17 protein-coding genes and 1 pseudogene are annotated in these 23,342 nt (G+C 60.8%); 6 read left to right on the forward strand and 12 right to left on the reverse strand.

Translation table 11 applies throughout. The features are described from left to right. Positions 1-14: 14 nt before the first annotated feature. On the reverse strand, positions 15-2,282 hold the full coding sequence (locus tag ACJO3M_RS00610; protein ID WP_406998775.1) for a putative bifunctional diguanylate cyclase/phosphodiesterase: 2,268 nt from the start codon (positions 2,280-2,282) through the stop codon (positions 15-17). 144 nt (positions 2,283-2,426) lie between these two features. After that, positions 2,427-2,861, reverse strand: coding sequence for a CoA-binding protein (locus ACJO3M_RS00615; protein ID WP_406989522.1), 435 nt, complete (start codon positions 2,859-2,861; stop codon positions 2,427-2,429). Positions 2,862-3,027: 166 nt separating this feature from the next. Here ACJO3M_RS00615 and ACJO3M_RS00620 point away from each other — a divergent pair, with 166 nt between their 5' ends. The 3 genes and pseudogenes from ACJO3M_RS00620 to folK form a co-directional block, all read left to right on the forward strand. After that, positions 3,028-3,756: an MBL fold metallo-hydrolase gene (locus ACJO3M_RS00620; protein ID WP_406998777.1), complete on the forward strand. Its 729-nt coding sequence runs from the start codon at positions 3,028-3,030 to the stop codon at positions 3,754-3,756. Next, positions 3,753-5,450 (forward strand): hypothetical protein, encoded by a 1,698-nt coding sequence (locus ACJO3M_RS00625; protein ID WP_406998778.1) that lies wholly within the window; start codon positions 3,753-3,755, stop codon positions 5,448-5,450. The genes ACJO3M_RS00620 and ACJO3M_RS00625 overlap by 4 nt, the downstream gene beginning before the upstream one ends. Before the next feature lie 7 nt (positions 5,451-5,457). Further along, positions 5,458-5,751: pseudogene (gene folK / locus ACJO3M_RS00630) on the forward strand (2-amino-4-hydroxy-6-hydroxymethyldihydropteridine diphosphokinase); the annotation flags it as partial. 84 nt (positions 5,752-5,835) lie between these two features. Here the strand turns inward: folK and ACJO3M_RS00635 are convergent. Together ACJO3M_RS00635 and folE are read right to left on the reverse strand one after the other, a co-directional pair. Next, positions 5,836-6,600 carry an SDR family NAD(P)-dependent oxidoreductase gene (locus tag ACJO3M_RS00635; protein ID WP_406998780.1) on the reverse strand — a complete coding sequence of 255 codons (765 nt, stop codon included), beginning with the start codon at positions 6,598-6,600 and terminating at the stop codon, positions 5,836-5,838. A gap of 4 nt (positions 6,601-6,604) precedes the next feature. Continuing rightward, positions 6,605-7,174 (reverse strand): GTP cyclohydrolase I FolE, encoded by a 570-nt coding sequence (gene folE / locus ACJO3M_RS00640; RefSeq protein WP_406998782.1) that lies wholly within the window; start codon positions 7,172-7,174, stop codon positions 6,605-6,607. A gap of 198 nt (positions 7,175-7,372) precedes the next feature. Here folE and ACJO3M_RS00645 point away from each other — a divergent pair, with 198 nt between their 5' ends. Further along, positions 7,373-8,287: an alpha/beta fold hydrolase gene (locus tag ACJO3M_RS00645; RefSeq protein ID WP_406998784.1), complete on the forward strand. Its 915-nt coding sequence runs from the start codon at positions 7,373-7,375 to the stop codon at positions 8,285-8,287. Here ACJO3M_RS00645 and ACJO3M_RS00650 read toward each other — a convergent pair. Beyond that, positions 8,284-9,360: a GGDEF domain-containing protein gene (locus ACJO3M_RS00650; protein ID WP_406998786.1), complete on the reverse strand. Its 1,077-nt coding sequence runs from the start codon at positions 9,358-9,360 to the stop codon at positions 8,284-8,286. The two genes, ACJO3M_RS00645 and ACJO3M_RS00650, sit on opposite strands and share 4 nt — an antisense overlap. A gap of 171 nt (positions 9,361-9,531) precedes the next feature. Between ACJO3M_RS00650 and ACJO3M_RS00655 the strand changes: the two genes are divergently transcribed. Then, positions 9,532-10,614 carry a patatin-like phospholipase family protein gene (locus tag ACJO3M_RS00655; protein WP_406998788.1) on the forward strand — a complete coding sequence of 361 codons (1,083 nt, stop codon included), beginning with the start codon at positions 9,532-9,534 and terminating at the stop codon, positions 10,612-10,614. Between the two features lie 228 nt (positions 10,615-10,842). Then, positions 10,843-11,088: a CDGSH iron-sulfur domain-containing protein gene (locus ACJO3M_RS00660; protein ID WP_406998790.1), complete on the forward strand. Its 246-nt coding sequence runs from the start codon at positions 10,843-10,845 to the stop codon at positions 11,086-11,088. On the opposite strand, the gene ACJO3M_RS00665 is transcribed toward ACJO3M_RS00660, so the two are convergent. From ACJO3M_RS00665 to ACJO3M_RS00695, 7 genes are all read right to left on the reverse strand, one after another. Next, a complete protein-coding gene (locus tag ACJO3M_RS00665) occupies positions 11,085-12,080 on the reverse strand; it encodes a PAS domain-containing protein (protein ID WP_406998792.1) in 996 nt (331 codons plus the stop codon). The genes ACJO3M_RS00660 and ACJO3M_RS00665 overlap by 4 nt on opposite strands. A gap of 103 nt (positions 12,081-12,183) precedes the next feature. After that, a complete protein-coding gene (znuB, locus tag ACJO3M_RS00670; protein ID WP_406998794.1) occupies positions 12,184-12,996 on the reverse strand; it encodes a zinc ABC transporter permease subunit ZnuB in 813 nt (270 codons plus the stop codon). Continuing rightward, positions 12,983-13,765, reverse strand: coding sequence for a zinc ABC transporter ATP-binding protein ZnuC (gene znuC / locus ACJO3M_RS00675; protein WP_406998796.1), 783 nt, complete (start codon positions 13,763-13,765; stop codon positions 12,983-12,985). The genes znuB and znuC overlap by 14 nt, the downstream gene beginning before the upstream one ends. Then, complete coding sequence (locus ACJO3M_RS00680; protein ID WP_406998798.1) at positions 13,758-14,249, reverse strand: Fur family transcriptional regulator; 492 nt, start codon at positions 14,247-14,249, stop codon at positions 13,758-13,760. The genes znuC and ACJO3M_RS00680 overlap by 8 nt, the downstream gene beginning before the upstream one ends. A gap of 155 nt (positions 14,250-14,404) precedes the next feature. Continuing rightward, on the reverse strand, positions 14,405-14,866 hold the full coding sequence (locus ACJO3M_RS00685; RefSeq protein ID WP_406998800.1) for a chemotaxis protein CheW: 462 nt from the start codon (positions 14,864-14,866) through the stop codon (positions 14,405-14,407). A gap of 11 nt (positions 14,867-14,877) precedes the next feature. Next, positions 14,878-15,927, reverse strand: a complete 1,050-nt coding sequence (locus ACJO3M_RS00690) for a chemotaxis protein CheB (RefSeq protein ID WP_406998802.1) — start codon at positions 15,925-15,927, stop codon at positions 14,878-14,880. Next, the gene (locus ACJO3M_RS00695; protein WP_406998804.1) at positions 15,927-23,336 is read right to left on the reverse strand and encodes an Hpt domain-containing protein; all 7,410 of its coding nucleotides are present in this window, start codon (positions 23,334-23,336) and stop codon (positions 15,927-15,929) included. Before ACJO3M_RS00695 ends, ACJO3M_RS00690 begins: the two co-directional genes overlap by 1 nt. Positions 23,337-23,342: the final 6 nt, after the last annotated feature.

The raw sequence follows: 23,342 nt of genomic DNA on the forward strand, positions 1-23,342 counted from the left end.
GTTAAAAAGGCTGACTATATGCGCGTATCCACCGGCACGCCGGTCACCATGGTACCCTCGGTGAGAGCCTTTTCCAGCGTAGCGGCAGGAACCGGTCGGCTGATCAGGTAGCCCTGGGCCAGGTCACAGTGATGATCCTTGAGGAAAGTCAGCTGATCCATGGTTTCCACACCCTCCGCGACAACCTGAATGCCGAGGTTGTGGGCCAGGTTGATCACCGCTCGGGTGATCACTGCGTCATCGTGACGCTCGGTGACCTCGGTAATGAACGAGCGGTCGATCTTCAGCAGGTCGACCGGGAAGTCACGCAGATAGCCCAGCGATGAATACCCCACCCCAAAATCATCGATGGCCAGGCTCACACCGAGCTGGTGGAGCCTGGACAGCTGGTTGAGGTTGTGTTCGATGTTCTGAATGAAGATTTCCTCGGTCAGCTCTACCTCAAGCCGTTCCGGTGGCACATTATGGGTCTCCAGGGCCTCCCTGATGTGATCCACCAGGTGCTCATCGTCCAACTCACGCCCGGACAGATTGACAGCAATCCTCAGGTGCTCGAACGCCGTGCCCTGCCATCTGGCCAGTTGCTGGCACGCGGCCATGACCACCCAGCGGCCGATTTCGGTGATGCGCCCGCTCTCTTCCGCCAGTGGGATGAATTCCATTGGTGGCAGCAACCCGCGCCGGGGGTGCTGCCACCGTATCAGCGCTTCCGCACTGAGAATTTCTGCACCCGCCAGATTAACCTGGGGCTGGTAGTGCAGCACAAACTCGTCGTTGGCGAGGGCGTGGCTGAGATCCTTGTCCAGCTCCAGGCGCATGACTTCCCGTTCCTGCATGCCCTCGGTATAGAACTGGTAGGTGTTGCGCCCCTGTTCCTTGGCCCGGTACAGGGCAATGTCGGCGTTGCGCAGCAGGGTATCGGTATCCAGCCCGCTCTGGGGATAAATGGCGATGCCCATGGTTGCGGTGATGTAGTGGGCCTCATTCTGAACCTCGAAGGGCTCGGCGTAACACTGCTTGATCTGCCCCAGCAGATGAATGACATCGTCCAGGCTATCAACGTGTTGCTGGCAGATCATAAACTCATCCCCGCCAGAGTAGGCCACCAGGACTTTTTCGTCGCTCAGGCTGTTCAGGCGCTCGGAAACCTTGATTAGCAGCTCATCCCCGAACTGGTGGCCAAGGGTGTCATTGAGCATCTGAAAGCGGTCGAGGTCGAGCATCACCAGTGCGACCTGGCGCATTTGCCGGTCGGCAATGCTGAGGGTATGGCTGAGGTCTTCCATGAAGAAACGGCGGTTCGCCAGACCGGTGAGGGCGTCGGTGGATTCCAGTCGGGCCAGATCCTGTTGCGCCGCCTTGCGCTGGTCAATTTCGAACTCCAGTTCCTTGCGGGTCTTCAGCAGGGCACGATTACGCTTGAGGACCAACTGCACCAGCAGGGTGGTGAGGCTGGTGAGCACTCCCATGAACAAAATGGAGATAAACGTGGTCCAGGGCCAGATGCTTTTCCGGCTATTGACCCAGTCGGTGGTCGGGGTAACGGTCAGTGACCAGCCCAGCATCGGCAGATCGACATCCACCGTGTGGGCGTAATTGCGAGCATATTCCCCGCCGGTATTGAGTTCGTAGGCCGGGGCGTCGTCATCGGAAATCCGGACATAGAAGGCGTCCAGGACCCGGTTGGTGAGCAGGTGGCGGGCCAGGGTGTCCATCTGGAAGACACCGGCAATAAAGCCGTTGTTGCGCTCACCCGCATAGACCGGAACGTAGATCACCAGGCCCTTGCCGCCCTGCCGGAGGTCGATTATCCCGGAAATATCAATGGTGCCGTTGGCCTGTGCCGCTTCCAGCGCTGCCCGCCGCTCGGCAGAAAACGCCACGTTATAACCCACTACCTCTTCGTTACCGGACAGGGGTTCCAGCCAGCGGATGATGAACTCGCGGTCAATCCACTCCAGAGCCTGATAGACCCCGAAGTCGTCCAGGTAGTTCCTGGCGTCCTGGCTCCAGAGTTCTTCCGTCATATCCGGGCGGGCTTCGAGCCGCTGCGCCATGCGGCGGACTGCCTCAACGTGAACCAGGAATTCCCGCTCCAGGCTGTTGGCCATGGCCTGACTCTCATTGGTCAGGTTGCTGTTGATCTGGCGCTCGTCCTGCCTGTCGAGGCCGTATTTCAGGACGGAGGCAATGCCGAGGAAAAAAATCAGAATCAGTACCGGAACAACAGGGTGCAGCAGCCCCCTGACGACTTTGTTTGTCACGGATTCAGGTTTTTCCACACGTTACTCCGGTCAGGTGCTCTCTGAACCACATGGCGCTGCCAGTACTCGGATTGTTTGACCCGATTATGGCAGAAGGCAGGGGGTTCGAACAGGTCATTAAGGGCAGCGGTGGCGGGCGGAATGGCCGCCGTGACACTGGGCCTACCCTCGGGAGACGGGCGGTACTCCGAGCCGGGGGATTTCCTGTTTGGGGCACCGATCCATGACCACCGTCAGGCCGGCGGCCTCCGCTTTCCGGGCACCCTGTTCGTTGATTACGCCAACCTGCATCCACACCACGGGAATATTGAATTCAATGGCCGCGTCGATGACCGGTCCGGTCCGTTCCGGCGCCAGAAAAAGTTCCACCATGTCCACCGGCTCGGGCAGGGATTTGAGGTCGGCGTACACGGTTTCCCCAAGAAGCTGCTGGCCGGCGAGCCGCGGGTTCACCGGAATGACCCGGTAACCACGACCCTGCAGGTAAGCCATTACCTCGTGGCTGGGGCGGTGGGATTTGTTGCTCGCGCCGACAAGGGCAATGGTCCGGATGCTGGTCAGGATAGCGCGAATGGCTTCTGGTGTCTGGCTTGGCATGGCTGTGTAAACCCTGGTTGCGGTTTGTGTTGTCGGCCGGTCATCGGTCGCCGGTGTCCGGGGATGATACTATAGGTCTTTGATCGCCAAGGCTTGCATGTAATAGGATCGCTGTTCAAGGTGCTCTCCCGTCTGATGCGCCCGGTAACTCACAAAGGACCAGAGTATGGCAGTCTTGACCATGCTTGGAGTTGGCCACTCCGAAGCGATTGATCACTGGAACAATAATGCCATGGTGGAGGCCGGTGGTCGTCGCCTGCTGATCGATGCCGGTTATACCATCAAATTCGCGTTGCGGGATCGGGGCCTGACCCTGGCGGACGTGGACGCTATTTTCATCACCCATGCCCACGCAGATCACTGTTTCGGCCTGGAGCGTCTGGGGTACGAGTGCCGTTTCCGTTATGGCTTCAAGCCCGTTCTGTACCTTCCTCCCGGTGTTTATGAAGAGCTGTGGGAACACACCCTCAAGGGGGTGATGGGCCAGGTAGGGGAAGGCCCGGCCGAGCTGGCGGATTTTTTCGATGTGGTCCTGCTGGATGACCAGTCCTTTGAATTCGAAGGAGTCCGTTTACGGCCGTTCCAGAACCGTCATACCCCGGAAAAACCGTCCTATGGCCTGGTACTGAACGAGCATTTATTATTCAGTGGCGATACCCGTCCGATTCCCGAGCTGGTATCCAGGTATGCCCCCCGAACCATTCTTCATGACGCCACCCTGTCAGACTGGAATCCGGTGCATGCGTCGGTTCGCGAACTCCGTGAAAACTATTCGCAAACCGTGCGTGAACGTATGTACCTGATGAGCTACGAGGACACTTTCGAGCAACACCGGGCGGAGGTGGAACGGGACTTTGCCGGCTTTGCGCAGCAGGGACAGGAGTTTGCCCTTTGACCGACGACGTAATGGTTGCCCGGATCATCCATTCCGACCTCAAGGCGGGGCGCTTTCTGGTGCTGGTGACCGAGGATCAGGCGCTGTGTTACAGCCACTGGCGCCCGTTCCAGAGGGCCGGGTACCCGGCAGTCACGGTGGGTCAGGCGTTCCAGGTTCGCCTCGGACGGGATCGTCGGGATGGCCAGACGTTGGTGGTGCGGGAGGTGCTGGACTCCTGCGAGACGGCAACGGTGGAAGTAAACGGCCACGGCCTGGAGCTGCCAGCGGATCAGCCACGCCACCTTGCCGGCGCTGAGTTCCTTGCCGCCATCGGTGCGGCGGAAGGTGTGGTGGTGATTGCCAATGCGGTGCTGGATGGCTCGGAACAGCCGGATCTGGACATTGCCGGATCGGTGGTACTGATCAATTGCCGGGTGTCGGGTGATTTCCGCTGGCTCCGTGCGCGGTTTCAGGGCAGCCTGTGGTGCCTTAACTGCCAGTTCAACAATCATTTCAGCCTGAAATCCGCCCACCTGGATGGCAGCGTGGTGATGTTCGACTGTGATTTCAGTGGCGCCGGCGGTATTTCCTTCCGTGGTATCCGGGCCTGTTCCGTGCTGATGGAGTTCGGCACCCGTGGTAGTGATGACATGCTCTGGCTCAACGAAATGACCCTGAGCGGCTGCCTGGCGCTGAACGGCAGTTTCGAGGCGCCGGTGCAACTGATGGCCGTGCAGGACGAAGCGCCGGTCAACGATCAGCCCGCCCTGGGCGGTGTCTACATCGGACGGCAGAGCTACCACGCCGAACAACTGAGCCGGAATAGCTTTGAGGGAGGACTGTTTTTCGAAGGCTATACCGTCTCCGGCGGTGTCGAGATCCGTCGCAGTTACCTGAACCAGTTACGCCTGACAAACGTCACCGCGGATTCGATCCTGGTCGACAACTGCGAACTCGCGGCCGACCTCTGGCTGGACCGGGTCGTAGTGGTGGACGAAGACACCGGCATTGCTATCGAGGATACCCTGGTGGGCCGCCATCTGCGGATGACCGGTCGCCGGCTCCGGGGGCGTTGCAGTCTGGTCGGGTCGTCGGTGGGCCAGGCCTGGATGCTGGAGCTGGAAGCGCCCGGGGAGGGCACCCCAAGCATCGAGATGGCCCGCTTTCACGCGGAACAGGCCTGGTTTGATCCGGTGTCACTGGTGTACGGGACCAGCCCCGCCCGGCGATCCACGACACCCCCGCCCTTTGGTCTGCTGGCCAGGGCCCGTTTGCCTCGTCCCGACCGGGAAGACCGCCGCCAGCTGGCGGAAGCCTACACCCGCTTCAAGAACTGGATGTCCGCCACCGGTCATCTGCGGGAGGAGGATCACGCGTTTTTCCACATGCGCCACCACAAGGAAACCAGCCGGGCCCGTCGCTTCCTGCTCGGTGGCGTCTTCGGGTGGGGCATCCGGTTGCGGAATGTTCTGGCGACGGCGCTGATGGTCTCGGTGATATTCTCGCTGCTGTATATGGCCGTTGGCGTCGGCTCCGGCGAGGCGGTGATGCTCAGCCTGCAGAGCTTTATCAGCAGCTTCTACGGCCAGTGGAGTGAGCCGGCCCCGCCGGCCACCGGCCTGCTTTCCATGCTGGTGACCCTGGAATCCATGATCGGAGTGCTGCTGGTGACCGTATTGGTAGGTGCCTATATTCGAAAGCTACTGAGATAACGCCGTCATGTGGTACCTGTGTGGACTTGGAAGCAACATTGAACCGCAACACAACCTGGCCAGGGCGGTCGAAAGGCTGTTGAATACCCATGGGTCCCTGTGGCTGTCGCCGGTGATCCACACCCGCCCCCGGGGCATCGACACCGAGCGCTCGTTCCTCAACGCCTTGGCGGTGCTCTTCAGCCCGTTGTCCCCGCAACAACTGAAGTGTGAACTCAACCAGCTGGAGGAGTCCTTCGGGCGGGACCGTTCCGACCCGCTCAGCAGCTGCAAGGACCGCACCATCGACGTGGACATTCTGGAGTACAGCGAGAGTGGGCGCTTCGCGGGCTCGGACATTGATGAGCCCTATTACCGGGACCTGTTTGACGGTCGCAATGATGGCTCAGTCCGGGTTTCCCTTGACGTGGCTGACCATACCCTGGGCCAGGCGCCGGCCACCATCCACCGGAATCTGGGCGCCGGTGATGAAATCGTTGTCCACCAGGGCCAGCAACTGGAGAACCACACTGTGAAAGCCGCCTTCGCGGGCCAGCAGGGTTTCTGACAGCACCTGCTGCCGTTGGCTGTCGGTGTGGCGGGGAAGAAAGCGGATCGGCCCGGGCATAATAGCGTTTACCCGTACATCAGGGGCGAGCAGGGCGGCATAGCTCAGGGTCAGGTTGGCCAGGGCTGCCTTGGACGCGCAGTAGGCGCTGTAGAGCGGATTCGGGCGCTCCGCGAAAATATCGGTTATGTTGACGACCAGTGACGGCCGCCCGAACGCCAGGGCTGCCTGTTCCAGAGGGACTGACAGACCGTGCATCAGTTGCATGGGAGCCGTGCTGTTTACCTGAAACAGGTAGGCAGCCTGAGCCGCCCGTTCCAGTGGATCTTCAGCGTCGCTCTCAAACGTGGAGGCGTTGTTCACCAGCAGGCTGACGTTGGCCGTGTCGCGGGCAATCTCGTCAATCCGGGCCTGCAGGGCTTCGGGATCCCCCAGGTCGACCTGTAGCGCCGTCGCGCCCTCGCGAACCAGGTGGTCCACGTCGTCGGTGGGGGTCCGGTGCAGGGCAAACACCCGGTAGCCACGCTTGATCAGCGCTGCACTGATCTCGTAGCCAAGCCTGCGTCCGGCGCCGGTCACCACGGCTACGGGAGCGGTCGACATGGGATCAGTCCCGGTGGCTGAGCAGTTGCAGGAATTCGGTTCGGGTCGCCTGGGATTTGCGGAACTGACCCAGCATCACCGAGGTTTTCATGCGGGAGTTCTGTTTCTCCACGCCGCGCATCATCATGCACATATGCTGGGCCTCGATCACCACGGCCACACCTTTGGCACCGGTGACGGTTTCAATGGCTTCGGCGATTTCCCGGGTCAGGTTTTCCTGGATCTGCAGCCTGCGTGCGTACATGTCGACAATGCGGGCGAACTTGGACAGCCCCAGCACCTTGCCCTGTGGCATGTAGGCAATATGGCACTTGCCGATAAACGGCAGCATATGGTGCTCACACATACTGTAGAGCTCTATGTCCTGAATCATCACCATTTCATCCATGGCGGACTCGAAGACGGCATTGTTGACCAGTTCACCCAGATCCTGCTGATAGCCGTTTGTCAGGAACTGCATGGCTTTGGCCGCGCGCTTGGGCGTGTCCATCAGGCCCTCACGGGAGGTGTCTTCCCCAAGACCATTGATGATATCGCGGTAGTGGCCGGCCAAATCTTCCAGAGAGTTGCTCATAATCGGTTCCGGTATTCTGTGTCTGATTCAGGGCGAAGCTTAAGGGAAATCGTCGTTTATCTCCATGGTTTACGTGGACCCGTCCACAAAAGACCACTGATGACCCGGATGACGCCCGCAAATTCGATCAGTGGCTATGGCGGCCCGCACCGGTTTGTTCTACAGTTTTAAGCTGCAAACTCTTTCCAGGAACAGGACATGGATCAGGTGATCTCCGGACACGCAACGGCTTCCCGGGGCAAACAACAGGCTGGAACGCTGGAATGGTGGCAACAGGGCGGTAAGTGGTTCAGCTATGAGGGCCACGCCATATTCAGTCGCATGGCGGGGCAGGGAGAACCGCTGGTATTGCTCCATGGTTTTCCCACCGCAAGCTGGGACTGGAACCGGATGTGGCCGATGCTGACCCAGCAATACAACGTGCTGGTGCTGGATATGCTGGGGTTCGGGTTCTCTGACAAACCGGTGCGTTATGACTACAGCATTGAGGACCAGGCAGATCTGTTTGAGGGCTGGATTGCCGGCCTGGGCTTGAAGAGGGTGCATCTGCTTGCTCACGATTACGGTGACAGCGTGACCCAGGAGCTTCTGGCCAGGGAGCAGGAAGGCTCGTTACCGTTCCGCATTGCCAGTGTCTGTTTTCTTAATGGCGCGCTGTTTCCGGAAGTCCATAGCCCGCTGCTTATCCAGAAACTGTTGCGCAGCCCCCTGGGCGGCCTGATAAGCCGTGGTTTGAACCGTCGCACCTTTGAGCGCAATTTTCGCCGGTTACTGGGGTCGGCCAATCCGCCGGATCACCAGGATATGGACGATTTCTGGCAGTTGCTCACCTACAACAATGGCCGGGGCATCCTGCACCACTTGATTCATTTCATGGAAGAGCGACGTTGCCACCGCAATCGCTGGGTTGGCGCGTTGCAGAACGCAACCCAGCCCATGCGGCTGATTTCCGGCGTGTCGGACCCGGTGTCGGGCGCGGCCATGGCAAGGCGCTACCGGGAGCTGGTGCCGGATGCGGATGTCGTCAGTTTGCGAAACATCGGCCACTACCCGCACTTTGAAAGCCCGTGGGATGTGTTCTCGGCTTACCGGGATTTTCGCAAGCGGATTTAACGTCCGCTATCGGCGATCATTGCGGTGTGATCGTCATCGGGGCGGGCGGATACATCTAAGGTTCTTGGCGCACTGGCCACCTGATTGCGGCCCCGGGATTTTGCCAGGTACAGCGCCTGATCGGCGCGATTCAGCCACACCGACCAGGTTTCACCCTTGACGACTTCCGCTACGCTGGCACTGGCGGTGACACTGATATCGTCCAGGAAAGGGCGAGCGCTGATGCAGGTGAGCAGTTCCTGGGCCAGGGTATCGGCGTCCCGCTGGCGGGTTTCCGGTAATACCAGCATGAACTCTTCGCCCCCGATCCGGAATAACTGGTCACTTTCCCGCAGACGCCTGCGCATCCTTACGGACAACTCCGTCAGCACTGTGTCGCCGGCCAGGTGCCCCCATTGGTCGTTGATTGTCTTGAAGTAGTCAATATCCAGCAAAATCAGGCTGGATACCCGCTCATACCGTTCCCGCATCTGGATCTGCCCGTTGAGGATGTCCGCCAGTTGCGACCGGTTTAGGCAGCCGGTCAACGGATCGGTTGTCGCCAGGCGCGTGAGTTCCTCATGAAGTCGACCCACCAGCCAGGCAAAGATCATCGCAAACAGGCAGGTGAGACCGAGGGAAAAGGTGATACGCCAGAAATCCGCTTCCGGGAACTGGAGAAACGACACCACAGCCATGACGGTAACAAACAGGATGTTGCAGACGGCTGCTTCCCGCAGTGGTAGCAGGAAAAACAGAGCTGTCGCGGCGGGGTAGGCCCAGTAGAGGCCGGCATGGCCGTTGATGGTGGTGGAATAGGCGGCGCATATAACCGCCAGTAATGGAAACAGGCGCCCTTTCAGGAAATAGACGTTGCGGAAACGGAGAAGCGCGATGACCAGCAGGGCATTGATGCAGAACAGTATCAGCAGTGCGGATAGCAGATAGTTGCCATGATTCCACTGCACCATGACCAGTGGGGCAACGGCAATGAAGGACCAGAAATGAAGGTGGTAGACCAGTTGTCGTTTAAAACCCAGGACCGCGAGAGTCGGGTTGGCGGCCAATGTGTCCGACGATGCAAATGGATTCACAGCCCACTCCTGCTGTTGTGTTCTATGGAGCCCGCTTCCATGACCGGACTTCAGAAAGTCTAGCACGGTGTGTTGCAAGGTGGGTTAGATTGAGTGGATTGAGGTGGTGTCTTCTCTGGCTGACAGCCCGACAGTTCGATAAACTCGCTGGGTTTTCAGGAGGGAGCCGTCATGACCGCCATACATACCCGATCGCCCGCGTTGACTATCCGGGCCGGTCGCCGAGCCCTGCAGCGACTGCACGATAAACCTCTGTCGGCGGACGATGTCCATGTGATCCCCGGCGCCGCCGGTGGCCCTAAAGCCCTGGGTATCTCGGGGCTGGACAAAGCCATCTTCGGAGACTGGTTGCCTGCTGTCCCGCAGGAGCGTTCGCTCATCGGATCGTCCATTGGCAGTTGGCGCTTTGCGGCCATTGCCTCTACTGATGATCCCAAGGCCCAACTGGCGCGGCTGGCCGATCTTTATACCTCACAACGGTTTGCCAAGGGCGTGAGTACTGCCGAAGTGAGCCGGAAAAGCATCCTGTTTCTGGAAGAGTTGCTGGGTGGTCATGAGGACTATTTGCTGAATCACCCGTTCTATCGACTCAATGTGGTTGTGGTGCGCAGCCGGGGCATGCTGGAGCACGATACCCGGGGCAGGCTGAGCCTTGGTTTGATGAATGCGATCAGCGCCAACATGGTGAGCCGGCGTCACCTGGGTCGCTTTATGGAGCGCGGCATCATTCACGATGCCCGCCTGAAAGCGCCGGTGTCGAAGCTGGTGGATTTTCCCAGCCATGAAGTGGCACTGACCCGTGACAATTTACTGCCTGCGCTGTTGGCGTCGGCGTCCATTCCGATGGTGATGTCCGGTGTGCGCAATATCCCCGGTGCGCCGGAGGGGGTCTACCGCGATGGTGGGCTGCTGGATTATCACCTGGATCTGCCCTACGAACAGCCGGGAATTATTCTTTATCCGCATTTCACCGACAAGGTGGTACCGGGCTGGTTCGACAAGACGCTGCCCTGGCGTCGCGGCGATGCGACTCGTCTTCAGGATGTGTTGCTGGTGGCGCCTTCACCGGAGTACCTGGAGTCGTTGCCGGATCGCAAGCTGCCGGACCGGAAGGATTTCGAGAAATACGTTGGCGATGATGAAGGACGTGAGCGGTCCTGGCGTAAGGCGATTGCCGAGAGTGACCGGTTGGGGGATGAGTTTATGGAGTTGGTTTCCTCCGGGCGGTTGGCTGAGGTGGTTCGGCCGCTTTAGGTTTGCCCTCTTTGGGTTGGGCTGCGGCGGGTAGCGCTATTGTATTGGAGTTTCGGGCTGGTGGGGTCGCAGAGTCAAAAAGGAGAAACGGTGGTTTCTTTGAATTTTTTGACTCTGCGACCCCACCAGCCCTTGTTTGGACCTCGCTATTCCACCTCTGTTGGCAGCGGTGTTGCGCATTGTGGCTATACTGCCAGAGGAAGTGACATCAATGACGAGGAGTCTTCCATGGCCTCTGCAAAGCCTGAAATTCCCAGGACAACGCCTTGCTCGGTTCTGGTCGAGGCAGGCAAGACCTATTTCTGGTGCGCCTGTGGGCGAAGCCAGTCCCAGCCATTTTGCGATGGTTCCCACAAGGGGACCGGCTTCACCCCGATAAAATATGTCGCGGAGAAAAAGGAGTGGATCTGGTTTTGTGGCTGCAAGCAGACGGGCACAGCTCCCCTGTGTGACGGTTCCCACAAGGCCCTTTAGGTGGCGCTGATGCGGTAGCCGGTGTGGCCGTGAACCGGGTCCTGCAGGGCCAGGATGCGGAGGGTGGCCGGTATGGTGTTGCCATCGTGGTCGGCGGTCAGCAATGCCAGATCGATTCTCTGCATCTGCTTGTCGCTGCGAGCCGCCGCCAGGGCCTTGCGGAAATTGGGTTGATTGTCGGGGGCGACCAGTTCCTCAAAGGGGGTTCCCGACAGGTCGGCGGGTGCCCGTTCCAGCCAGTCGGCGACGTTGGCCGATATGAAACCAACGCGGCCCTGTTCATCCAGTTCCCCGATCATCGCGCCGGAGAGCGCCACCAGGTCGCGGCTGCGTTGCTCGCTGTCGTTCAGTGCCTGGCGCAGGATCGATTTTTCCACCTGAATATTACCCAGCCGCTGATCCAGTTTTTCCGTGGCCAGCTGTTGCTGGTCCACCTGGTTGCGGAGTGTGTGGATTCGCGCGCACAGCAACAGCGTCAGCGCCACGCCAAGGGCGGTTATCAGCGCGCCGGCTCCCCAGGTGACCAGTCGCGCCTTGTCGGCCTGCTGCCGGAACAAGGTATTATCCGGCATGGTGGTGATCAGCCAGTGGTGATTCTCCAGGTTGATTTCCGAGCGCAGCGAGCCCGAGCTGTTCAGCGGCACAAGGGGGCCGGATTGAAACAGAGGCGTCTTGGTGTGGCGCTCCAGGGTGTCCACCCGTATCGCCGACAGGTTGGGATAAGGTGGGGAAAACACCGACGCCAGCCATTGTTCTACCTGGCGCTCGGGAGACTGGGCGACAGCCCGGGCGTGCAGGTGGCTGACAAGGGCGTCGTGCTGGGCGCGATAGGCGTGTCCCGCAAGAATTCGGGTGTGGTTTGCCAGCTGCTCGGCGGTAAAGGCGGTGACGGTCAGGCCCGCAATCAGCACCACCAGTGGCACCCACAGGAAGGGGCGCCACAGTGAACGCAGGAATTGTCCCGGACTCCTGTTGAGACTGGTGCTTTCCATGGCTCCGTCCGTCTGGCGATCGTAAGGATCTGGGGGTGGATGGAGGTACACACCCGCAGACTTACACTTTAGACCAACGGTGCACCTTAGGGAAACCCGGGGTTCAGGCCTGAGCCTGTCGTGCGCCACCATAGATCAGCAGGAACACGCTGAATGCGGTGACGACCACCGACGGCCCGGCGGGCGTATCCAGGTGCCAGGATAGAGTCAGGCCACCGCCAACCGCCACGAAACCAAACGCGATCGCCAGCAGTGTCATGTGTTCCGGACTTTTCGCCAGGCGCCGGGCGGTGGCGGCGGGGATGATCAGCAACGCGGTGATCAGCAGCACACCGACGATTTTCATGGCCACCGCGATGACCAGTGAGAACATCAGCATCAGCACCAGCCGCAGGCGTTCAACGGGAATGCCTTCCACCCGTGCCAGTTCTTCATGGATCGTGCTCATCAGCAGGCTGCGCCAGAGCGTCACCAACAGCAACAGAATCAGCAGGGCGCCACCGTAGATCCACACCAGGTCATTGCGGCTCATGGCCAGCAGGTCACCGAACAGCAGGCCGGTCAGGTCGACCCGTACATCAGGCATGAAGCTGAGGGTAACCAGGCCGATGGCCAGCGCGCTGTGGGCCAGAATGCCCAGCAGGGTGTCAGTCGCCAGTGTATGGCTGCGGCCCAGCAGTACCAGGGCAATCGCGAGCACCACGCAGGTAATGATTACGCCAACGTTGAGGGGAACGCTGATCAGGAAGCTCAGGGCAATGCCCAGCAGCGCGGAGTGGGCCAGGGTATCGCCGAAATACGCCATTTTGCGCCACACCACGAAGCAGCCAAGCGGTCCCGCCACCAGGGCGACGCCAAGACCACCGAGCAGCGCCCGCCAGAAAAAGTCGTCCAGTATGGCATCAATGATGGGCATGATCGCACTCCTGGTGGTTGTCGTCCGTGATCACCCCGGATACCACATCGCCGTGCAGGTCGTGGCGGTGATTGTGATGATGGTGGTACACCGCCAGGCTCTCCGCCACCGGCTGGCCAAAGGTTTCGATAAACGCGGGATCGTGGGAAATATCCGCCGGGTACCCGCTGCAGCAAATGTGCTGATTGAGGCAGATCACCTTGTCGGTGGCGGCCATCACCAGGTGGAGGTCATGGGAGATCATGATGACGCCGCAGTCAAGCTGGTCCCGTAGCTGACGGATGAGGTCGTAGAGCGCGGCCTGGCCGTTGATGTCCACGCCCTGCGCCGGCTCGTCGAGTACCAGCAGGTCTGGCTTGCGAGCCAGGGCGCGGGCCAGTAACAGGCGCTGCTTTTCGCCGCCGGACAGGTGATGGATGGAGGCATCGACCAGGTGGCCTACACCGGTTTTTTCCAGTGCCGCCAGACATTCGCCCCGGGAACGGCCACTGAGCGCCATAAAGCGTTTGACGGTCAGTGGCAGGGTGGATTCCAGGGTCAGATGCTGGGGAACGTAGCCAACGGTCAGGTTCCTGGCGAGATTAACCGACCCCTCGGTGACTCGCTGGATACCAAGCACGGCCTTGATCAGGGTAGTCTTGCCGGCGCCGTTAGGCCCGATAATGGTGATGATGTCCCCGCGATGGACTGTCAGGTCCACACGGTCCACCACCGGGCGGTCGTCAAAGGCAACGGTTACGCGTTCCAGGGTTACCAGCGGTTCAGTCATGGTGGGCGTCCGTACGGCAGCCGGGGCAGAGTCCGGCGATCTCGATCATCACGTCTTGTGGCTGGAAGGCCTCGGCAGAGGCTGCCGTGGACACCGCATGGGCCACTTCCGGAGAGGTCAGTTCCAGCACATTGCCGCAACTGCGGCAGATCAGGAACATGCCGTTGTGGTGCTTGCCGGCATGGGTACAGCCAACAAATGAGTTCAGTGACGCAATACGATGGACCAGGCCATGTTGCTGCAGGAAATCCAGCGCCCGGTAGACCGTGGGTGGAGCGGCGTTATGGCCGTCTTCCGCCAGCTCGGCGAGTACATCATAGGCGCCCAGGGGTTTGTGGGATTGCCAGATCAGCTCCAGCACCCGTTCACGGGTGGGCGTCAGGCGGGCATTCTGTTGCTGGCAGATGGCGCGGGCATCCGCCAGCGCCTGGGCTACACAGGCATCGTGATTGTGCGGGCGATAGGGAAGAGCGCTGGTCGGCATGGCCACTGTCCTGGAGAATTTGCAACATTATAACATTTGCAAACGCCAGTACCATGCCCCGGTATCGATGAAATGTCCGCCCGATCAGATTCCAACGCTTTGTAGGTCGGATTAGCAAAGCGTAATCCGACAAATCACTGAAGTTTCGAATCGGCTCAGTGAGCGACTTCAGCGGCCAGTGATTCCAGGTACTCCAGATTCGGAATCCAGGCGATATCGCCTTCCACCTCAACCTGCATCAGGTCGGCGGGACCGGCTTCACCATCCAGCTTCCGGATCTGCTCTTCACTCAGGCGCGCCTGGCTGGGGATGCCCTGGGTTACCAGCGCCATGAACGGAACCTGCCGATGTTCATTGCCAATGGTATTGAGCACCACAATGCGGCCGCGGTTGTCGCCGGGAATGGTCAGGGTGGCGCCGTTGGCGGCGTCGTAGGAAATGACCGGCAGGTCCAGTCCCCGCCAGTTCAGGTGCCCTACCAGCCACTCCGGCGTGTTGGCGCCGGCATCGGAACTGGCGTAATCCACCACCTCGGCAATGGATACGTTGGGTAACAGGAGTTGTCTGCCGTTCATCGGGATCATGACGCAGGAGAGGGTTTGACTGTTATCGCTCATCACTCATTTCCTCAGGCGGAATCCCTTTTTTGCCGGCCCTTGAGCAGGCAGGATTCTTCAATCGTTTTGACTAGTTCCCGGGCCAGCTGTTCGGGCGTGCCGACGAAGGATGCGCAGCCGGTGGCGGCCACCGAGTCCGGCATGGAGCTGTTCCCGCAACTGTTGCTTTCCTGGACCCAGATCTTGCTGCCATAGGCTTTCAGCAGGGGGGCGGCAATGGCGCCGTCGTTGCCCATGCCGGAAAACAGGATAGCATGGCAGCGGCTGCCGTAATGATCACCCACGTTCAGCAGCACCTGGTCGATGGAAGGGCCGTAGGGGCCGGGCCAGGGTGATTCCTTCTCGACCAGCGCGCCCTCGGTGTTCAGCGTCCACTCCCGTTCCACCGGCAATAACACAACGTCGCCATTGCGAACCCGGTGACCGGGCTCCGCGCCCTTGAGCTGATAGTGGGCATGGCGGCCGAGTACGCGGGTCAGCACATCGGTGAAATTGCCATCGATATGCTGGGCGTAGATAAAGCCCACGGGCAGGCCGGGTGGCAGGTGGTCAAGGAAGCTTTTGACCGCTGCGGGCCCACCCAGGGATGCGCCGAGTATCCAGACTTGCTCCGCGATGGAGCCGGGGGCTGCCGCCGGAATCCAATGGGGCAGCTGGGGCGCATCCGTTGGTGACTGTTCGGCGAGCTCTTCCAGGCTGGCTTCCGAATCCAGTTCTTCCAGGTGGCCCAGTTGCTGTTCCAGCTTGCCGAGCAGCCGTTGCTCCCAACGGAAATAGTCCGTGGTGCCGGGCCTTGGCGCCGGGTCCAGTCCGAACAGCACGGGCGCGTCAGTGTTTTCCAGCAGATGGTCAAACAGCACCGGGTGATCCGCTTCATCCTCCAGGGTGACCAGCCAGAGGCTGGCATCCGGAAATTCCGGGTAATCCTGCAGGCGATCGGGATCTCCGGAAAAGCACACGTCGAGACCAAACTTCGACGTGGCCGCCTGCAGGCGGTGGCGCTGCAGGACAATGTCCGAAACGATCCCGACGCTTGGCCGGCCTGGCGACAGGCCGGCCATCACTGGTTCCCGGTCAGCCGGATAATGGTGTCAAGCAGCTCGGTTTCCTGGAATGGCTTGCCGAGGTATTCATTGACACCAATAGCCAGTGCCCGTTCGCGGTGCTTCTCACCGGTTCGTGAGGTGATCATGCAGATCGGGGTGTCCCGCAGGTTGTCGTCATGGCGCACAAAGCTGGCCACTTCGAAACCGTCCATCCGGGGCATTTCGATATCCAGCAGGATAATGTCCGGGCGGTGATCCTGTAGCTGTGCCACGGCGTCGAGACCATCCTTGGCGGTGATGACCTCCATGCCGTTGCGTTCCAGCAAGCGTGAGGTCACCTTGCGCACGGTCACCGAGTCGTCCACCACCATCACCACGGTTTCGCGCTGTTCATAGCGGGCGGACTCGCGGGCTTTCTCCATGCTGGCCAGGCGCTGGCGCTCGGACAGGATGTCGGAACGGATCATCGCCGGCAGATCGAGGATCACCACCACGTTACCGTCACCGAGAATGGTAGCGCCGGACACGCCCCGCACCGAGTTGAACTGCGGCCCCAGGGATTTCACCACGATCTCCCGGCTACCCATCAGGTTGTCCACCTGCAGGGCCATGGGTTGCTCCGCGCCGCGAACCAGAATGACCGGCAACGGCAGGGCCTGGCCTTGGAGCTTCGGATGGTGATCACTGTTGAGCAGGTTGCCCAGGTACTGCAGCCGGTACTGCTGGCCGGCGTACTCATACAGCGGTGCGTCCGGTTTGTAGTATTCCTCAAGCTCGTAGGTGCTGACCCGCACAATACCTTCAATGGTGTTTAGCGGGATGGCGTAGAAATCCTCGCCCGTGGACACCATCAGGGCCCGGTTGACGGACACCGTAAAGGGCAGGCGCACGGTGAAGGTGGTGCCGCGACCCACGGTGGAGTCGATATCGAGGCTGCCGCCCAGCTGTTTGATTTCGCTGGCGACCACGTCCATGCCCACACCGCGGCCGGAGATCTGCGTTACCTGCTGGGCGGTGGAGAAGCCCGGCTGCAGGATGAACTGCAGGACTTCCCGATCGCTCAGGTCCTCGTCCGCCGACAGCATGCCCTGGCGAATGGCCTTGTCGCGGATCACGCTGGAGGGAATGCCGGCGCCGTCATCGATCATCCGCAGTACCACATCACCGCCTTCCCGGGTCAGTGACAGGGTTACTTCACCGGTTTCCGGCTTACCCGACTTCTTGCGATCAGCCGGCGTTTCGATGCCGTGGTCCAGGGCGTTACGCAGCATATGTTCCAGCGGCGCAATCATACGTTCGAGGATGTTGCGGTCCATTTCCCCTTCCGGGTTGCGGACGTCGAACTCGACTCTCTTGCCCAGCTCGCCGCTGATCTGGCGCACGATGCGTCGCAGGCGGGGAACCATGGAAGCGAACGGAATCATGCGGGTCTTCATCAGACCTTCCTGCAGTTCCGTGTTGATGCGGGACTGCTGTACCAGCAGGGTCTCGGTATCCCGTACCCGGTCGGACAGGGTCTCACGCAGGTCCGCAAGGTCCGAAGAGGACTCGGTCAATGCCCGTGACAGCTGCTGGATGGAGGAATAGCGGTCCATTTCCAGGGGGTCGAAATCGTCGCCGTAGTCCGGTCCGTGCTCCTTCTCCGCTCGGAACAGGATCTGGGTCTCGGTTTCGATTTCCATCCGCCGCAACTGCTCGCGCAAACGTTCGATGGTGGCCGCCATTTCATCCAGGGTGTGGCTGAAATCGCTGCTTTGCTGCTCGAGACGGCCACGGGTAATACTGGTTTCGCCCGCCAGGTTAACCAGCTCGTCCAGCAACGGCGCCGATACCCGGATGGATTCCTGGGCCGCGCGCTGCACATCGGTCGCTTTCTTGCGGGGCTTGGCCGCTGACTTTTGCGGCGTTGGTGCTGGCGCTGGTTGAGACGGTTTCTCGGGCGCCGGAGCCGGTTCGGCCGCGGGAGCCACCGGCTTTTCTTCGGCATCCGGCTTCTCGGGTGCCGGCGCTGGAACGGCGCCACCTTGCCCGACGCCATCGCGGATTCGGTTGACCAGCGCCACGATGGCGTCGTTATCATCAGTAATGGTTTGCCAGGTCTGGTCGTCCGGGGCGTTACCACCCAGGTCGATCAGTCGGGTTTCAAAGGCGTGGGCCTTGTCACCCAGTTCGCTCAGCTGTGACAGGCGAGCGCCCCCCTTGAGGGTATGCAGCGCGCGCTGGGCTTCCTGATTGAAGTGGTGGTTGGCCGGTTCCTTGCGCCAGTCTTCCAGCAGCTGTTCCAACTGGTCGAGGATCTCGCCGGCTTCCTCCAGGAAAATGTCCAGGACTTCAGGATCAACGTCTTCGTCCGTGGTTGCCGGGGACGTTTCCACGGGCGTTTCGTCCGCGGCTGCCCGGTGTGCGTCCTGCAGGGCCTGCACCAGTTTCGGGTCGGGGTCTGGCTTGCCGCCTTCTTCCAGGCTGTTCAGCATGGTTTTCAGGCTGTCCAGCGCCTGATCGCTCAGTGTCAGCAGTGTGGCCTGGTTGCTGGCGCCGCTGATCAGCGGATCAAGGGCATCGGACCAGGCTTCCGCGAGATCGGCAATGGGGTCGACGTCGGACAGGCGGGCGCCGCCCTTCAGGGTATGAAGTTCCTGCTGAAGCTGGGTCACACCACTGAGTTCGTCTGGCTCATCCCGCCACTGCGCCAGGCACTCGCTGACGGCGGCGTGAATTTCCAGCCCCTCGTCCAGGAAGATGCCTACCAGCTCGTCGTCGGTGGCTTCTGGCAGGGCTTCGGTCACGCTGTCCGGGGCCTCGGATGGCGCCGCATCGGTCACGTCCTGGCGGGACGGTACCGGTTTGCCGGAGAGGATCGCCTTGACTTCAGCGACCAGCTCGTCAGCCGGCGGGCAGGGCTTCTGGGTGGCGACCTGTTCGACCATCTGGGCCAGCCGGTCATGGCAGGCAAACAGCAGGTCGTTCATGCTATTGCTGGCCGCCAGCTGGCCTTCAGCGACTTTCTCGAACAGGTCTTCCAGTACGTGGGTCAGGTCGCCAATGGCATCAACGCCGGCCATGCGCGCGCCGCCCTTGAGGGTGTGCACATCCCGTTGCAGCTCCGCGGCGATCGCCCGGTCAGACGGATCCTCGCTCCAGCTGTGCAGGGCACTGCCGGTGGAATTGATCAGGTCATAGGCTTCTTCCAGGAAGATGCCCACCAGTTCCGGATCGAGGTGCGATAGATCGGTGGCTTCCGGTTCCGGCTCGTCCTGCACGGCCTGGAGCGGTTGGTCGTCGTCCTCGGTCGGTGTGCTGACGTCGGTGACCGGGCGGGACCCGCGGGTGTTGTCCATGTAGGCATGGATCTCGCCGATCAGGTCCGGAGCCGGGCGCGGTGACTCCTGTTGTTCCAGCGCATCCACCATGCCGGCAAGGCGATCATGGCTGCGGAACAGCAGATCCGACAGTTCGTCGGTAATGGACAGTCGTTGCTCGCTCAGGCCTTCGAACAGGCTTTCCAGTTCGTGGGCCAGATCCCCCACCGCCGGAATATCCGCCAGCCGCGCACCACCCTTGAGGGTGTGCAGGTCACGTTGCAGCAGCCTCAGCAGATCGAGGTTGCCGGTGTTGTCACTCCAGTTGTGCAGTGTGTCGGCGGAGCTGTTGATCAGGTCGCGGGCCTCCTCAAGGAAGATCTCCGCGAGTTCGTTGTCCATGTCCTCGTCGGTTTCCACCAGCGGAGGCTGCTCGCTGTCTCCGGCGGGACGCTCCTCTTCCTCCATGTCGAAACTGAGGTCAATTTCTTCCAGGTCGCCGGTGAATTCCTGCTCAAACGCATCAGGCCGGGCTTCGCCGGATTCGCTCAGGTCGGCGGTCAATGCTGCCAGCTCGGCAATCAGTTCCTCGCCGGATTCCGTCGCCAGCCCGGCAGCCACCTGATCCATCATGTTGATCAGTTGTTCGTGGGCAGCGCGCACGGTGGTGAAGAAGTCTGCATCCGGTGTGAAATCCGGGGAACCGGCACGCTCATAGGTCTGGCCGAGGGCGTCGGACAGGCCGGCCACATCGGTCAGGCCGGTTTCCTGTGCGCCTTCGGTCAACTGGTGCAGTTCGGCGCCCAGTTTATCGACGGCGGATGTGTTCTGCGGATCCGCAGCCCAATCGTCCAGAATGCGATCGGCGTCCAGCAGAATGTCGAGGCCTTCATTCAGGAACAGCTGAACCAGTTGTGGCGCGGGCTGCTGCCGGGGCGCTTCGTTATCCACGCTGGTGTGGCTGCGCAGGGTTTCCGCGGTGATGCTATCAAGGCGCTGCAGGTAATCGTCGGCGCCGTCCAGCGGGGCCTGTGGATCCTGTCGTAACTGGCTGAGCCCCTGGGTCAGGAAGTCGCAGGCCTCGGCGATCAGTCCGACGATTTCCTGATCCGCTCGCTTGTTCTGCGCGCGGGATTCCTTGACGAAGCGTTCCAGTGGCGTGATCACGGTCGCAATCGGGCCAATGCCCGCCGTGTGTGCACTGCCCTTGAGTGTATGAAGGGCGCGGGAAAGATCATCGGTGTAGGCGACGGAGGCCTTGTCACCGGCGCCTTCCAGGAATGCCTTCAGAGTCTGGAGGTGGGTTTCGGCTTCGCTCTCGAAAATGTCGAGCAGCACCGGATCCACGCCCGAGTCATCGTATTCGGTGTCGACCGTTGTGCTATCCGCATCGGCGGTTTCTGCCGGGTCGGATACGGGCATTGCCGCTGCATCCGGAATCTCGCCGTTGGCCAGGGAGTTGGCGCGCGCTTCCAGGGGCGCGGTATCACGACTGGGTGTCTGGCGCTTCTCGAAGTCTTCCACCAGAGCGGGCAGGGTTGCGGTGACATCCTCGAGCAGAACAGCAATGTCATCGTTCATGAAAATGCTGCCGTCAATCACCCGGTTGAGCATGTTTTCCACGGACCAGGCCAGTTCACCCACGACCAGTGCACCCACCATGCGACCGCTGCCCTTGAGGGTATGGAAGGCGCGACGCACTTCCGACAGCGCGGTACGATCATCATGCTGGCGTAGCAGCATGGGCAGGTATTCCCGAATGGTGTCGAGGACCTCACCGGCTTCTTCGATGAAGATTTCGAGGATTTCGTCATCGATCAGGTCGTCATCGTCGGCGGTGTCGTCAGCGGCAACGTGATCCACCGGTGGCTCCGAGGCCAATCGTATCTCCGGCGCTTCTTCCTCGATCGGGGCCGGGGAATCGTCGTCGGTCTTGCGGGTGGTGGACATGGCCTCGGCACGTTCGATCAGCTCAACCACGTCACCGCCGGACTGGCCTTCGCGGAATTCGCGGATAAGTGACGGAATGCGGGCGTTCACGTCGTCGATCAGGGCGAACAGGTCGTCGTTGGGCCTGATGGTCTGGTCGATCACCCGGTTCAGCAGGTTTTCAACGGACCAGGCCAGTTCGCCAATGCTGGTGGCACCGACCAGGCGGCCGCTGCCCTTGAGGGTGTGGAACGCACGGCGCACTTCCGTCAGTGCTTCACGGTCATCGTGGTTCTGGCGCAGACGCGGATAGAATTCGTGGATGGTCTGCAGGACTTCCTCCGCCTCTTCCACGAAGATACCGAGAATCTCATCATCCAGCAGTTCTTCGTCGGAGCCTTTGGCTTCGGCCGGTGGCATTTCTTCGGGGGCGGTCACCTCGCTGTCGACCACCGGAATATCTTCCTCCGACGGCTGCTGCCAGGTTGGCTCGGAACCCACGGGGAAGCCCAGGGACACCAGGCTTTCCTCGGCGACGTGCAGAATGCTGTCGTTCTCGCCGATGCCTTCCGCCAGACGTTCCAGGTAATACTCAATGCTGGTTACCGCATCCGCGAGGGTATCCAGTTGTTTCCAGTCCGGTACCTGCTTGCCACCCAATAACACATCGGTGACGTAGCGTTCGGCGGAACCCAGCATGTCGGCCACGCGCTCCAGGGGAATCAGCCCCAGTCCACCGCGGATGCTGTGTAACAGGCCGGGAACATGTTCGATTTCACGGACATCCCACTGGGATGCAATGAAATTGACGATGGCGGTCTTCACCTGCTCCAGGGTGTTTCTCGATTCCCTTAACAGCGCACCACTGGCTTCACCGAGTTCACGGCTGCCAAGGTTGATGACCTGTTCACCATCGTCGGATTCGTGGGTTTCCTGGTAACGGTCACTGTCCAGACCTGCCAGGCTCGCTTCGACATAAAGCAGCGCCCCGGCAATGTCCATCAGAGTGCCGTCGTCGACAGCCTTGGGCTGTCTGGACAAGCGTTCCACCAGCTCGATCTGGTCGGTCACCACCTTGCGGGGGATGCCGAGGCCGAGCACTGCGAGGGTATTGGCCACTTGCCTGAGCCCCGGCAACAGGTCTTCCAGCTCATCGTTCTGCCTCAGCTCCGCCCTTACAAACAGGTCGAGCTGATCCTTGAGCTTGGCCAGTTCCTCGTTGAGGGCGCTGACTACCGAGTGGATGGCTTCGCGACCGGGACCGGAGACCCGGGTCCTGGCGGCATCAACGTCGTCTTCCGACGGCAGCGCCTGTTCCAGGTGATAGTCCTTGCGCAACTCCGCTACCCGGGGCGTGTCCAGATCGCGGGCTCGTGCGACATAGTAGAGCAGATGCTTGAACAGGGCTTCCGGGATCGGCTGCTGAAGGATGTCGACATGCTCGTCGCTCAGTCGGCGGATCTCGCTGTCCAGTTCCCGTAGCAGGGATTTGACCGCGGTGTTCACCGGGTTGATACGGTTTTGCAGGGTTTCCACGAACGCCGAGGCCGCTTTCCAGAGTTCGCCCCTCGGGGTTGTCTGGCACAGCCGGATCAGTCGTTGCAGAACCTTCTGCATGTAATCGAAGTGGGCATCCAGATCCGCTTCGCGGACCACGCCAGCGAGTGCAAACTGGTACATCTGGCGCAGTTTGCGGATATGACCAAGCACCTTCGGATCCTGCAGGCGCTGTGACGCATTGCTGGCGGCCCGCTGCTGTGACCGGCTCAAGTCAGGCTTGAACAGGGAGGTGTCTGACAGCAGGGACTCGCCACGAGCGGCCCGCAGGTCATTCAGCAGTGGCAGCAGCACCATGGGGAAATCGTCCTTGCTGGTCGCAAGGTGCTCCAGGTACTGGGGCAGTTGCAGGATGGCCTGCATCAGCACTTCAACGGCGTCGTCCACGCTCCCGACGGTATCGTTCAGTACCGCCTGGGTGAGTTTTTCCATTTCTTCGGTAAGCAGGGCAGCGCCATACAACTCCACCATCTGCAGGGTGCCATGCACCTGATGGAGGTAGTTCAGGCAGAAGCGCAGACGCGCGGTATCGTCGCGGTTTTCGACATACGCTTCCAGTGCCTGCTGACCCTGGGTCAGCGTGTCCTGTATTTCGCCCCGAACCCAGTCCAGGGCGATGCTGTCATGGTGATTGCCCATAACCAC

Source organism: Marinobacter alkalisoli (assembly GCF_045449795.1).
In the GTDB taxonomy this organism is placed as follows: domain Bacteria; phylum Pseudomonadota; class Gammaproteobacteria; order Pseudomonadales; family Oleiphilaceae; genus Marinobacter.